Annotated in this window: 13 protein-coding genes; 10 read left to right on the forward strand and 3 right to left on the reverse strand. The window is 73.0% G+C overall.

What is annotated here, in order from left to right; all coding sequences use genetic code 11:
* The 6 genes from VFG42_RS20780 to VFG42_RS20805 all read left to right on the forward strand — a co-directional run.
* Positions 1–708: pitrilysin family protein (locus VFG42_RS20780; RefSeq protein WP_324910717.1), on the forward strand; the 708-nt coding region annotated here is incomplete at its 5' end.
* Entirely contained in the window at positions 705–1,379 is a 675-nt protein-coding gene (locus VFG42_RS20785) for a 4-hydroxy-tetrahydrodipicolinate reductase (RefSeq protein WP_324910718.1), read from the forward strand. The genes VFG42_RS20780 and VFG42_RS20785, both read left to right, overlap by 4 nt.
* On the forward strand, positions 1,376–1,819 hold the full coding sequence (locus VFG42_RS20790; protein WP_324910719.1) for a GNAT family N-acetyltransferase: 444 nt from the start codon (positions 1,376–1,378) through the stop codon (positions 1,817–1,819). Before VFG42_RS20785 ends, VFG42_RS20790 begins: the two co-directional genes overlap by 4 nt.
* Positions 1,816–2,271 carry a GNAT family N-acetyltransferase gene (locus VFG42_RS20795; RefSeq protein WP_324910720.1) on the forward strand — a complete coding sequence of 152 codons (456 nt, stop codon included), beginning with the start codon at positions 1,816–1,818 and terminating at the stop codon, positions 2,269–2,271. The genes VFG42_RS20790 and VFG42_RS20795 overlap by 4 nt, the downstream gene beginning before the upstream one ends.
* A 10-nt stretch (positions 2,272–2,281) precedes the next feature.
* Complete coding sequence (locus VFG42_RS20800) at positions 2,282–2,620, forward strand: hypothetical protein (RefSeq protein ID WP_324910721.1); 339 nt, start codon at positions 2,282–2,284, stop codon at positions 2,618–2,620.
* A 99-nt stretch (positions 2,621–2,719) separates the two neighbouring features.
* Entirely contained in the window at positions 2,720–3,130 is a 411-nt protein-coding gene (locus VFG42_RS20805) for a hypothetical protein (RefSeq protein ID WP_324910722.1), read from the forward strand.
* 28 nt (positions 3,131–3,158) lie between these two features.
* Here the strand turns inward: VFG42_RS20805 and VFG42_RS20810 are convergent, their stop codons facing one another.
* A complete protein-coding gene (locus tag VFG42_RS20810) occupies positions 3,159–5,276 on the reverse strand; it encodes an ATP-dependent RecD-like DNA helicase (protein ID WP_324910723.1) in 2,118 nt (705 codons plus the stop codon).
* Positions 5,277–5,336: 60 nt separating this feature from the next.
* On the opposite strand from VFG42_RS20810, the gene VFG42_RS20815 reads away from it, so the two are divergent.
* Genes VFG42_RS20815 through VFG42_RS20825 form a run of 3 tightly spaced genes read left to right on the forward strand, consistent with a single transcriptional unit; the run spans position 5,337 to position 8,224 of the window.
* Complete coding sequence (locus tag VFG42_RS20815) at positions 5,337–5,669, forward strand: hypothetical protein (RefSeq protein ID WP_324910724.1); 333 nt, start codon at positions 5,337–5,339, stop codon at positions 5,667–5,669.
* Positions 5,670–5,679: 10 nt separating this feature from the next.
* Positions 5,680–6,552: a 4-hydroxy-tetrahydrodipicolinate synthase gene (gene dapA / locus VFG42_RS20820; RefSeq protein WP_349260444.1), complete on the forward strand. Its 873-nt coding sequence runs from the start codon at positions 5,680–5,682 to the stop codon at positions 6,550–6,552.
* A 7-nt stretch (positions 6,553–6,559) separates the two neighbouring features.
* Positions 6,560–8,224, forward strand: a complete 1,665-nt coding sequence (locus tag VFG42_RS20825; RefSeq protein WP_324910726.1) for a ribonuclease J — start codon at positions 6,560–6,562, stop codon at positions 8,222–8,224.
* 4 nt (positions 8,225–8,228) lie between these two features.
* On the opposite strand, the gene VFG42_RS20830 is transcribed toward VFG42_RS20825, so the two are convergent.
* Together VFG42_RS20830 and VFG42_RS20835 are read right to left on the reverse strand one after the other, a co-directional pair.
* Positions 8,229–9,689 (reverse strand): HAMP domain-containing sensor histidine kinase, encoded by a 1,461-nt coding sequence (locus VFG42_RS20830; RefSeq protein ID WP_324910727.1) that lies wholly within the window; start codon positions 9,687–9,689, stop codon positions 8,229–8,231.
* Positions 9,686–10,375 carry a response regulator transcription factor gene (locus tag VFG42_RS20835; RefSeq protein ID WP_324910728.1) on the reverse strand — a complete coding sequence of 230 codons (690 nt, stop codon included), beginning with the start codon at positions 10,373–10,375 and terminating at the stop codon, positions 9,686–9,688. Before VFG42_RS20835 ends, VFG42_RS20830 begins: the two co-directional genes overlap by 4 nt.
* Positions 10,376–10,472: 97 nt before the next feature.
* On the opposite strand from VFG42_RS20835, the gene VFG42_RS20840 reads away from it, so the two are divergent.
* Positions 10,473–12,371 (forward strand): putative bifunctional diguanylate cyclase/phosphodiesterase, encoded by a 1,899-nt coding sequence (locus VFG42_RS20840; RefSeq protein WP_324910729.1) that lies wholly within the window; start codon positions 10,473–10,475, stop codon positions 12,369–12,371.
* Positions 12,372–12,410: the final 39 nt, after the last annotated feature.

The raw sequence follows: 12,410 nt of genomic DNA on the forward strand, positions 1-12,410 counted from the left end.
GACCACGACCGGATCGTCGAGCTGGTCCAGCAGACGCTGGGCGACACCGTGCGCCCCGGCGGGGCGCTGGAGCCGCTCCCGGTCCCGACCGGCGCGCTCGCGCGCCGGCGCTTCCTGGCCAAGGAGACCGAGCAGTACCACGTGGCCCTGGGCGCGCCCGGCCTGGCGCGCGACGACGAGCGGCGCTTCGCGCTGCGCGTCCTGGACAACGTGCTCGGCGGGACCTCGTCCTCGCGCCTGTTCCAGGAGGTGCGCGAGCAGCGCGGGCTGGCGTACTCGGTCTACTCGTTCACGGGGTCCTACGCGGGCACCGGTCAGATCGGCCTGTACCTCGGCACGCGTCCCGACAACGTCGGGACGGCCCTGGAGGTCGTCGGGACCGAGTTGGACAAGCTGCTGGCCGACGGCATCACCGCCGAGGAGCTGGACCGCGCGCGCGACCACGTCAAGGGCCGCGTCGTGCTGTCGCTGGAGTCCACGACGTCGCGGATGAACCGCCTCGGCTCGTCGGTGCTGGCCGACATGCCGGTGCTGACCGTCGACGAGGTCGTCGAGCGCATCGACGCGGTGACGCTGGAGGACGTGAGCGCGCTGGCGCGCGAGCTGTACGCGCCGCAACGGCTGAGCGCGGCCGGGATCGGCGGCGATGAGTCCGTCTTCCGCGGCGCGCTGGAGCCGGTGGCCCCGGGCCTGGCGGAGGCGGCATGAGCGCCGCCTCGCCGATCCGCGTCGGCGTCGCCGGCGCGGCGGGCAGGGTCGGCCGCGCGATCTGCGACGGGGTGGAGGCGGCCGACGACCTGGTGCTGGCCGGCCGCGCCGACCCCGCGCTCGACACGCCGTTGTCCTCCATCTTGGATGGCTGCGACGTGGTGGTGGACTTCACGCGGCCGGACGTCGCGCTGGGCAACGCCATCGCCTGCGTCGAGGCGGGCGTGCACGTCGTCGTCGGGACGACGGGCTTCGACGTCGAGCCGCTGCGCGAGCGCCGCGGCCCCGGCAACGCCTTCGTGGCCCCGAACTTCGCGATCGGCGCCGTGTTGATGATGCGCTTCGCGGTCGAGGCCTCCAAGCACATGGCCAAGGCCGAGATCATCGAGCTGCACCACGACGCCAAGCTCGACGCGCCGTCGGGCACCGCCAAGCGCACCGCCGAGCTGATGGAGGGCGACGTGCCCGTCCACAGCGTCCGGCTGCCGGGGCTGGTGGCCCACCATGAGGTCATCCTCGGGGACGTCGGCCAGACGCTGACGATCCGCCACGACTCGACCGATCGCACGTCGTTCGTGCCGGGCGTCCTGCTGGCCTGCCGCCGCGTGGGCGATCAGGGCGCGCCGCTGGTCGTCGGCCTGGAAGCGTTCCTCTTCGGCCCCGAGGCGTGATCCGGCAGGCCACCGACGCCGACGCGCCGGCGCTCGCCGAGCTGGAGGCCCGCGCCTGGCGCTGGGCCTACGTCGACGTCGTCGCCGAGGAGCGCATGATCGGCGTCGAGGAGCGCGTCGCGCGCTGGACCGGTCAGGACGGCGTGTTCGTCGCCGAGGCCGGCGGCCGGGTCGTCGGCGTCGTGCAGGCGTCCGACGGCGAGCTGAAGGGGCTCTACGTCGAGCCCGCCGCCCAGGGCGCGGGCCTGGGAACCACGTTGTATGACTTCGCGTGTGAGCGCCTGCGCGCGGCGGGGTATGCGGAGGCCGTGCTGTGGGTCTTCGAAGGCAATGGCCATGCTCGGGGCTTCTTCGAGCGTCGCGGCTGGGCGCCGGACGGTGAGCGCGGCGAGGCCGCGGGCGCGCCCGAGCTGCGGTATCGGCAGAATCTCGGCGCATGACGATCCGCCCCGTGGCCGCCCGGGACGTCCATGCCATCGCCGAGCTGCAGGTCCGCGCCTGGCGGGCCGAGCACGACGGGTTCGTCGACGAGGAGCACATGCCGACGGTCGCCGACCACATCGTCCTCTGGAACGGGGTGCGGCCGGGGGAGGCGTGGCTGGCCCAGGACGACGACGGCACGATCGTCGGGATCGTCGGCGTCGCCAACGGCGAGGTCGGGGTCCTGCACGTCGAGCCCGCGCTGGCCGACGGCCACGGGATCGGCGACGCCCTGCTCGAGCACGCCGAGCAGGTGCTGCGCGACGCGGGCCACACGACCGCGCTGCTGTGGACGTTCGCCGAGAACCAGCACAACCGCGCGCTGTACGAGCGCCACGGCTGGGAGCGCGACGGGGTGGAGGAGGAGACGCTGCCCGGCGTCACCGAGATCCGCTATCGCCGCGTGTTGTAGCGGTCGGGCCTTGCTGGTCGCGGTCACCGATCACGCCGCCGAGCGCTTCCGCCAGCGCGTCGCGGGGAGCATGGACGCCAAGACCGAGATCGCGTCGCGCGTGGCGCGCGCGGTCGCCGCGGGCCGCCTGAGCGACGAGCCGCCGCCGGGCGCGACCGCCGCCCGCGGGTCGGTGTACGTGAAGGACTTGGTCGATCGCTCGGTCGTCTTCGTCTGCCGCCGCGAGGGCGCCGAGCTGGTCGTCGTGACGCTCTGGGAGCAGGAGGGCGGCGTCGCCCCGCCGCGCGTCCCGAAGCGGTACACGGACGTCCTGAAACGCGACGATGAGCGTCGCGACGACGACCTCTAGGCATCCGGTCAGGGTTTGGGATTGCCGGTTGCGTGAGCGGGGAGTACGTTCGTGAAGGCCCTTCCACTCCCACCCCCAGCACCCGAAGAGGAGCAGTAGATGTATCGCTTGAAGCTCCTCGTCGTGGCCAACCAGACGGTCGACTCCGACGAGCTGTATGAGACCCTCCGCGAGCGGACTGAGGGGGCCCAGCTCGCGGTGACGCTCCTGGTCCCCCAGGACCAGCAGGGCGGGCTCGCGGCCCGCGTCAAGTCGTCCCTGGACCGCCTCCACGCCGCGGGCATCGAGGCCGAGGCCATGCTCGGCGACGTCGATCCCGCCTGTGCCGTCATCGAGGCCTGGGATCCGCGCCGTTGGGACGAGATCCTCGTCTCGACGCTGCCCACCGGCACTTCCCGCTGGCTGCAGATCGACCTTCCGCACCGCATCGCCCGCGCCGTCGACGCGCCGGTGCACCACGTGGAGTCCGCGGACGCCGAGAAGCGCGAGCACGCCCGCGTCGTCGTCTAGACGCCGCGCCCTCAGGGCGTCGGGCGGGCTAGGACACCAACTCGACCAGGCGCGTGTTGCGCCGGGACGCGTCGACGCGGCCCAGCGCCGTCGGCAGCGCCCCGCGCTCGGCGACGACCACGCACACCTGCTGGGAGCGGGTGACCGCGGTGTAGACGAGGTTGCGGGTCAGCATCGGCGCGTGGCCGCGGGCCAGCGCGATGACGATGGCGGGCGCCTGGGAGCCCTGCATCTTGTGGACGCTGCACGCGTAGGCCAGGCGCAGCGTGCCGGCCTCGTTGTTGTCCAACGTGATCCGACGCCCGTCGTCGCCGACGATCGTCAGCGTGCCGCGGCCCGGGTCGTTGGCCGCGATGACGCCGATCTCCCCGTTGTAGAACTGGCGCTCGTGGTTGTTGCGCGTCTGCATGATGCGGTCGCCCAACCGGAACTGCGTGCCCTTGACCGCGCGGCCGGACGGGTTCAGCTCGGCGCGCAGCGTCTCGTTGAACGCGTCGATGCCCGCCGGGCCCTTGTGCATGGGGACCAGCACCTGGAGGTCGCTGACGGGATCGAGGTCGTAGTGCGACGGCAGCCGCTTGATCGCCAAGGACACCACCTCGGCGAAGACGCGCTGAGGATCGTCGCGCTCGATCAGGAAGAAGTCGCGGATGTCGTCCGCGCCGGCCTTCGTCGGCGGCGCCTCGCCGCGGTCGATCGCGTGGGCCGCGCGGATGATCAGCGAGCGCGCGGCCTGCCGGAAGACCTCCACGAGCTTGGTCGACGGGACGATCCCCGAGGCGATCAGGTCCTCCAGCACGCGCCCCGGCCCGACCGGCGCGAGCTGGTCGACGTCGCCGACCAGCAGCACGTGCGTCCGCGGGCCGACGGCCTCCAGCAGCGCGGCGGCCAGCCGCGCGTCCAACATGGAGGCCTCGTCGACGACCAGCAGGTCGACGCCGGTGAGCGGGTCGTCGGCGTCGCGCGCGAAGCCCTCGCCGGGCACGTACTCCAGCAGCCGGTGGATCGTCGTTGCCTCGGCGCCCGTCGCCTCGCTCAGGCGCCGCGCGGCCTTGCCGGTCGGCGCGCACAGCTTCACGGTCCGCCGCGCGGAGACCAGCAGGTCGACCAGCGCGCGCATCGTCGCGGTCTTGCCGGTGCCGGGCAGACCGGTGAGGATCGACAACCGGTGCTCGGCGGCGGCGTGGACCGCGCGCCACTGCGTCGCGGTGGGGGACGCCTCGCCGTCCTGCGGCGGCTCGGCGGGCACGTCCACGTCCAGCGACGGCGGCGAGGACGCCAGCTCGCGGACGCGATCGGCCAGCCGGTGCTCGGTGCGGTCCATCCGCGCGTCCAGCACGCGGTCGCCGTCGAGCACGAGGTCCTCGGCGTCCTCGAGCCGGCGCACGACGACGTCGGACGGCAGCTCCAGCAGCCGCGCGGCGCGCGGCAGCACCTCGGAGCGCGGCAGGAAGCAGTGCCCGTCCTGCTCGGCCGCGCGCAGCACGTGCGTCAGCGCGGCGTCGACGCGCTCGGGCGCGTCGGCGGGCGTGCCGAGCGCCCGGGCGACCGCGTCGGCGGTCGCGAACGCGATCCCGTCGACCTTGGCCAGCGCGTAGGGGTCCTCCTTCAGCAGCGTCAGCGCGCCGCCGCCCAGGGCCTTGTGGACGCGCGCGGCCACCGCGGCGGGCACGTCGTGCTCGGCCAGCAGCATCCGCAGCGCGCGGCCGCCGGCCTGCTGCTGCCAGGACGTGACCGCCGCCTGCAGCTTGGCCTTCCCGATCCCCGGCACCTCGCGCAGCCGCGTGCCCGGGTCGCGGTCGACGATCTCCAGGACCTCCGACCCGTGGCGCTCCAGCAGCCACTCGGCGCCCTTGGGGCCGACGTGCTTGATCGACTCCAGCAGCGTGAGCACCGCGTCGGTGGACGCGGGCGCCCCGACCTTGACCTGCTCGACGCGCAGCTGGCGGCCGAACTTCGGATGCTCCTGCCAGGCGCCGCTGACCTCGACCGTGTCGCCCTCGTGCAGGTGCGCGATCGGACCGGTGAGGACCAGCTCGTCCTCCTCGCCCTCCGGCTGCGCGACGAGCACGGCGAAGCCCCCGTCGTCGGCGCGCCACCGCACCGCGACGATCTCGGCGGCGAGCGGCAGGTCCGGATCCGGCACGCGTCGAGGGTACGCTGTGGACCCGATCGACCGACAGGAGACGCGACGACGATGGGCTTCATGGACAAGGCGAAGAAGTTCGCCGAGCAGGCGCAGAAGGAAGCGAAGGACGGCACGCTGAAGGAGCGCGCCAAGCAGTTCGCCGACCAGGCGCAGGCCAAGCTCGACGAGGTTCAGACCCAGTTCAACGAAGGCCAGAAGCAGGGGACCGAGGCTCCGGCCGACCAGGCCCCGGCCGCCGCGCCCGCGCCCACCGACGCCGCCCCGGCTCCGGCTCCGGCGCCGGCCGCCGCCGCGCCGACGCCCGCGCCCGCCCCCGGCGGCGCGGCCGACGTCGACCGCTCGCACGAGGCGGCGCCCACGCTCACCAGTGGCGACCCGCTCGCCGGCTGATCCTGGGAGAATGTCCGACGTGGCCGGGCTGGGAGCCGTACTCACCGCGATCGTCACGCCGTTCGACGACGATCTCAACGTCGACGAGAGCGCGTTTGTCGACCTTCTTCATCATCTCGTCGCGCACGGCTCGGACGGCATCGTCGTCTGCGGCTCGACCGGCGAGGCCTCGACGCTGACCGACGAGGAGCACCTGCGCGTCGTCGAGCTGGCGGTCCAGAACCGCCCCGAGGGCGTCACGATCATCGCGGGCACGGGCTCCAACGACACCCGCCACGCGGTCCACCTGACCGAGCGCGCGACCGCGCTCGGCGTCGACGCGACCCTGAGCGTCACCCCCTACTACAACAAGCCCAACCGGCGCGGGCTGATCGCGCACTACTCGGAGGTCTCCAAGGCCACCGACAAGCCGATCGTCCTCTACAACATCCCGTCGCGCGTGGTCGTCGACGTGCCCAACGAGCTGCTGGCCGAGCTGGCCCAGCTCGACCACGTCGAGTACGTCAAGCAGGCCAACAACGACAACCTGGCCCTCATCGACGGCCTGGGCGTCTACGCCGGCAACGACGAGGCATTCCTGCGCACGCTCGAGCTGGGCGGCTGCGGCGGCATCCTCGTCGCCAGCCACCTCGTCGGGAACGAGATGCGCCGCATGGTCGACGAGCCCGAGAACCGGGCCGCGATCGACGCGTCGCTGCGCGACCTCTACGCCGTGATGGGCGTCACCACCAACCCGATCCCGGTCAAGGCCGCGCTGGAGCTGGCGGGCCGCCCGGTCGGCGGCCTGCGCCTGCCGCTCGTCGCCGCCGACGAGGACGAACGCGCGCAGATCCGCGCGGTCCTCGAGCGCCACGGGCTGCTCGCCTCCGCCGGGGCTTCGTAAGGAGAACATGGCCAACAGCAAGCTGCGAGTCCTGCCGCTCGGCGGACTCGGCGAGATCGGCAAGAACATGACCGTCGTCGAGTACGACGGCGCGATCGTCATCGTCGACACCGGTCTTCGCTTTCCCACCGCCGAGCAGGTCGGCATCGACCTCGTCCTGCCCGACTTCACGTACCTGCGCGACCGCGCGGACGACATCGAGGGCATCGTCATCACCCACGGCCACGAGGACCACCTCGGCGCGCTGCCGTGGATCCTGCGCGAGCTGGGGACCGACATCCCCGTGTTCGGCGGCCCGTTGACGATGGCGATGGCGCGGTCCAAGCTCGACGAGCACCGGCTCAAGGACACCGACCTCACCGACGTCAAGGCGGGGGAGACGCTGGAGCTGGGTCCGTTCGACATCGAGCTGATCCACCTCACGCACTCGATCCCGGACATGATGGCCGTGGCGATCACCACGGACGTCGGGACGATGCTGATCACCGGCGACTACAAGTTCGACCAGACGCCGGTCGACGGCAAGCCCGCCGACGTCAGCCGCCTCGCCGAGCTGGGCCGCGAGGGCCTGCTGCTCCTGTGCGGCGACTCGACGAACGCCGACCGCCCGGGCTTCTCGCCCAGCGAGTCGATCGCCGGCCCCAACCTGGAGGCGCTGTTCGCGCGCTGCGAGGGGCGGATCATCGTCACCTGCTTCGCGTCGAACATCCACCGCGTCCAGCAGGTCGTCGACGCCGCCGCCACGCACGGCCGCAAGGTCGTCCTCGTCGGCCGGTCGATGCGCAAGAACATCAACATCGGCCGCATGTTGGGGCACATCGACGTGCCCGACGGCATGATCGTCGGCCCGCGCGAGGCGTCGGACTTCCCCGACCACAAGCTCGTGATCGTCTCGACCGGCTCGCAGGGCGAGCCGCTGAGCGCGCTGCGCCGCATGGCGCACCGCGACCATCCGCAGGTCGAGTTGCACCAGGGCGACACGGTGGTCTTCGCCGCGACGCCGATCCCGGGCAACGAGCGCGCGGTCAACGAGACGATCGACCGGCTCTACCACATCGGGTGCGACGTGATCACGGCGCGGGACGCGCCGATCCACGCGTCGGGCCACGGCTACCAGGAAGAGATCAAGTTGATGCTCAACCTGACCAAGCCCAAGTACGTGATGCCGTTCCACGGCGACCACAAGCGCATCCACCTGCACGGCAAGCTGGCCGAGGCGGTCGGCATCCCGGCCGAGAACGTCTTCAAGGGCGAGAACGGCCTGCCGCTGGAGATCGACGGGTCGGGCGCGGCGTTCGGCAGCCGCGAGCGCGCGGGCATGATCTACGTCGACGGCGTCGACATCGGCGATCCGACCGACGTCGCGCTGCGCGACCGCCGCATGCTGAGCGCCGACGGCATCTTCGTCGTCGTCGCGACGATCTCCGAGCAGGACGGCTCGACGGTCGCCGACCCGGAGGTCATCTTCCGCGGCGTGCCGTACTCCGAGGACGCCGAGTCGTTGTTGGGGGACATCCGCGAGACGGTCAACAGCTCGCTGGAGCGCGCCGCCTCGGAGGAGATCCGGGAGATCGACCTGCTGCAGCAGACGCTGCACGACGACCTGGGCAAGTTCGTCTACGACCGCCTGCGGCGGCGCCCGATGGTGCTGCCGGTCGTGGTCGAGGTGTAGGACCTCAGCGCGCGGTCGCCGGCGCGGCCGGGACGACCGCGGACGGGTCCTCGGCCGGCGGTGCCTCATGGGGCGCCGCCGGCAGCGTCACGATGAACCGCGCGCCGCCGTCGGCCGGGGCGTCGAGCACGACGTCGCCGCCGTGGGACCGCGCGACCGCGCGGACGATCGAGAGGCCGAGGCCGACCGAGCCGCCGCGGTCGCCCTCGGCGCGGACGAAGCGGTCGAAGACCTCGTCGTGCAGCTCGTCGGGCACGCCCGGGCCGTCGTCCTCGACGACCAGCCGGACGCGATCGGCGACCTGCTGGACCGACGCGTGCACGTGCGTGCCGTCGGGCGTGTGCTGGAAGGCGTTCTGGATCAGGTTGAGCGCCATCCGGTGCAGCTCGTCGCGCGCGCCGTCGACGATCGCCGGGCGGACGTCCAGCGACAGGTCGTGCCCGCCGGCGACCGGGCCCAGCTCGGAGGCGACGTCGACGAGCACGTGGCCGAGGTCGGTCGGCTCGTGGGGCACCTCGCGCTTGGCGTCGGCGCGGGCCAGCAGCAGCAGGTCGGCGACCAGCCGCCGCATCCGCTGCGTCGAGCGCAGCGCCGCGCGGGCGGCCTCGCCGCGCTCGCCGTCGAGCACGTCGGCCAGCAGCTCCAGGTTGGCCAGGACGGCCGTCAGCGGCGTGCGCAGCTCGTGGCTGGCGTCGGCGACGAACTGCCGCTGGCGCGCGAGCACGGCCTCGCGCTCCTCGCGCGAGGTCTCCAAGGCCTGCAACATCTCGTCGAACGTCCGCGCCAGCTCGGCGACCTCGTCGTCGGTGTCCGGCACCGGCACCGTGCGGTTGGGGTCGCCGGTCCGGGCGATGTCGCGCGCCGTCGCGGTCAGGCGCGTGATCGGCGCCAGCGCCCGCCGGGAGAGCATCAGCGCGGCGCCGAGCGCCAGGCCCGTGCCGAACAGCACGCCGAAGAGCAGGAAGAGCCGGACCTGGTGCACCGACGCCTCGGTCGGCGCGGTCTTGCGCGCGTACTGGACGTAGACCGGCAGGCCGAACGCGCTCGGGTCCGAGCCGTTGATCGACAGCGTCGCCGAGCGCGTCACGACCCGGTAGCCGCCGACCTGGCCGCTCTTGTTCGGCGGCAGGCCGAGCCGCTCGAAGTTCGGCGCGTTGTCGGTCGTGGCCAGCTCGCCGCCGCTCTGCAGGAGCACGCGGATGACCGCCTGGTTGGGCGCCGCGTAGGTGCTGACGATCGACTCCGGGATCGTGGCCTTCCCGTCGCGGACCTCGGTCGGGAGCTGGCGGCGGCTGAGCAGGTTGTCGACCGCCTGGTTCATCTCCTGGCGGAAGTCGCTGCGGATCCGCGACGCCGTCGTCTGGCCGATCACGACCGCGAACGCGCACAGCACCACGAACGTCAGCCCCGCCGACAGCGCGGCCAGTCGCCAGCGCAGCGTCATCGAGCGCATGACGGCCATCATGCGCGCAGCACGTACCCCGCGCCGCGGATCGTGTGTAGCAGCCGCGGCTCGCCGCCGGCCTCCAACTTGCGGCGCAAGTTGGACACGAACACCTCGATCGTGTTGGTCGTCGCGAACGGGTCGTAGCCCCAGACGTCCTCCAGCAGCCGCTGCCGCGGGACGACGATGCGCTCGTTGCGCATCAGGTACTCCAACAGCTCGAACTCGCGCTGGGTCAGCTCGACCGTGCGGTCGGCGCGCTTGACCTCGTGCGTGTCGGGGTTCAGCGACAGGTCGCTGACCACCAGCGACGCGGACCCGCGCGGGGGCCGGCGGCGCAGCAGCGCGCGCAGGCGCGCCAGCAGCTCCTGGCGCTCGAACGGCTTGACGAGGTAGTCGTCGGCGCCGGCGTCGAGGCCCTCGACGCGCGACTCGAGCTCGTCGCGCGCGGTCAGCATCAGGATCGGGACGTCGTCGGCGGAGCGCAGCCGCCGGGCGACCTCCATGCCGTCGAGCTTCGGCAGCCCGAGGTCGAGCACGACGAGGTCGGGCACGAAGTCGTTCGCGGCGCCGAGCGCGGCCTCGCCGTCGGCGGCGATGCGCGTCTCGTAGCCCTCCAGGCGCAAGGAGCGCTGGAGCACCTGCGCGATGTCGTCGTCGTCCTCCACGATGAGGACGCGTGCCTGCCGCTCGTGGCCGTCGATCACACAGAAATGGTAAAGCGAGCGATCAAGGGCAGATCAAGGCGCCCGCGCGCGCACCAGCGCGCGCAAGTTCTCGCGCCGTTGGCCGATCTCCCTGTGCGTGCTGCTGTACCCGGACGGTGATAGGGGCCGAACGCGCCGCTGGCTGCCGTCGGGCGGCACGCTGCCCGCTGCCGCGTTCGAGGCCCGACACCGCACGGTCGTCCTGCTGCTGTGGATGCACGTCGCGCTCCTGCCCGCCTTCGGCGTCTCGCGCGGGTACCCGCTGCCGCACTGCCTGCTGGACACCGCGCCGATCCTGATCTGCGCGCTGGGCGCGTCCTACAAGGCGCTCAAGCCGCGCGCCCGCGCGTCGATCGGCGCGCTGGGCCTCGTCACCTGCTCGGCGATCTTCACGCACCTCTGGGGCGGGGTGACCGAGGCGCACTTCCACTTCTTCGTCGTCGTCGCGCTGCTGTCGCTGTACGAGGACTGGGTGCCGTGGCTGCTGGCGATCGCCTACGTCCTCGTCCACCACGGGCTGATGGGCGCGCTGGACCCGTCGTCGGTCTACGGCACGCACTCGGCCGCGGTCGCGCACCCGTGGCGCTGGGCGGCGATCCACGCGGCCTTCATCGGCGCGCTGGCGGGCGTCAACCTCGTCAGCTGGCGCTCCAACGAGCTCGCGCGCCGCGCCGCGACCGGCGCCCGGGCGGCGCTGGCCCACCGGGCCACGCACGACGCGCTGACCGGGCTGCCGAACCGGCGCGCGTTCGCCGAGCACGTCGAGGAGGCCCTGGCCGACCGCCGCGGCGGCGGCGCGCCGGGCCACGTCGCGGTCCTGTTCGTCGACATCGACGACTTCAAGCTCGTCAACGACTCCCTGGGCCACCGCGCCGGCGACCGGCTGCTGGAGACCGTCGCCGACCGCCTGGCCTCCCAGCTGCGCCCGAGCGACGTCGTCGCGCGCTTCGGCGGCGACGAGTTCGTCGTCCTGGTCGCCGACGTCGAGGACTCCGAGCACGCGCTGCGCGTCGCCGAGCGCCTGGCCGCGACGCTGACCCCGCCGATCGTGCTGGACGGCGAGCCGCGGTTCGTCACCGCCAGCGTCGGCGTGGCCGTCGCCGGGGACGTCCACCTCGACGCCGACCAGCTCCTGCAGGACGCCGACGTCGCGATGTACCGCGCCAAGGAGCGCGGCAAGGCCCGCTGCGAGGCCTTCGACGACTCGCTGCGCGCGGTCGCGATCCGGCGCCTGGCGCTGGAGGGCGGCCTGCGCGAGGCGCTGATCAACGGCGAGCTGTACCTGGAGTACCAGCCGCAGGTCCGGCTGCCCGACGGGCACGTGACCGGCGCCGAGGCGCTGATCCGCTGGCGCCACCCGCAGCTCGGGACCGTCTCGCCCGGCGAGTTCGTGCCGATGGCCGAGCGGCTCGGGCTGGTCGACCAGATCGGCGCGTGGGTCGTCCGCCAGGCGTGCGCCGAGGCGATGCGCTGGCCGCGCGACGACGTCGAGGTGTCGGTCAACGTCTCGCCGCGCCAGCTGGTCTCCGACGGCTTCGCCGAGGTGGTCCGCGAGGCCCTGGCCGACAGCGGCCTGGCGCCGAGCCGGCTGTGCCTGGAGATCACCGAGACCGCGCTGCTGGCCGACGTCGCGGGCACGCGCGCGATGCTCGCCCGCCTGCGCGCGCTCGGCGTGATGCTCGCCGTCGACGACTTCGGCGTCGGCCACGCGTCGCTGCGCCACCTGCGCCAGCTGCTGCCGGTCGACATCCTCAAGATCGACAAGTCGTTCGTCGACGGCGTGGTCTCCGACAGCGAGGACACCGCGATCGTCAGCGCCGTCGTCCGCCTGGCCGACGGCCTCGGGCTGGAGTGCGTGGCCGAGGGCGTCGAGGACGCCGCGCAGGCCGAGGCGCTCACCGGCCTGGGCTGCGGCACCGCCCAGGGCTACCACTTCGCGCGGCCGATGGCCGCCGAGGCGCTGCGCGACCTGCTGCGCCCGTCCGTGGCGGTCTAGGGTCCCGCCGACCCCGGTCCCGCCCACCCAGGAGGGACG

It is taken from the genome of Baekduia sp. (assembly GCF_035685985.1).
Classification (GTDB): Bacteria; Actinomycetota; Thermoleophilia; order Solirubrobacterales; family Solirubrobacteraceae; genus Baekduia.

Coding starts and splice junctions, on each gene's coding strand:
- VFG42_RS20785 (WP_324910718.1), top strand. CDS start 705: ATGAGCGCCGCCTCGCCGATCCGCGTCGGCGTCGCCGGCGCGGCGGGC.
- VFG42_RS20795 (WP_324910720.1), top strand. CDS start 1,816: ATGACGATCCGCCCCGTGGCCGCCCGGGACGTCCATGCCATCGCCGAG.
- VFG42_RS20805 (WP_324910722.1), top strand. CDS start 2,720: ATGTATCGCTTGAAGCTCCTCGTCGTGGCCAACCAGACGGTCGACTCC.
- VFG42_RS20815 (WP_324910724.1), top strand. CDS start 5,337: ATGGACAAGGCGAAGAAGTTCGCCGAGCAGGCGCAGAAGGAAGCGAAG.
- dapA (WP_349260444.1), top strand. CDS start 5,680: ATGTCCGACGTGGCCGGGCTGGGAGCCGTACTCACCGCGATCGTCACG.
- VFG42_RS20825 (WP_324910726.1), top strand. CDS start 6,560: ATGGCCAACAGCAAGCTGCGAGTCCTGCCGCTCGGCGGACTCGGCGAG.
- VFG42_RS20830 (WP_324910727.1), bottom strand. CDS start 9,689: ATGATGGCCGTCATGCGCTCGATGACGCTGCGCTGGCGACTGGCCGCG.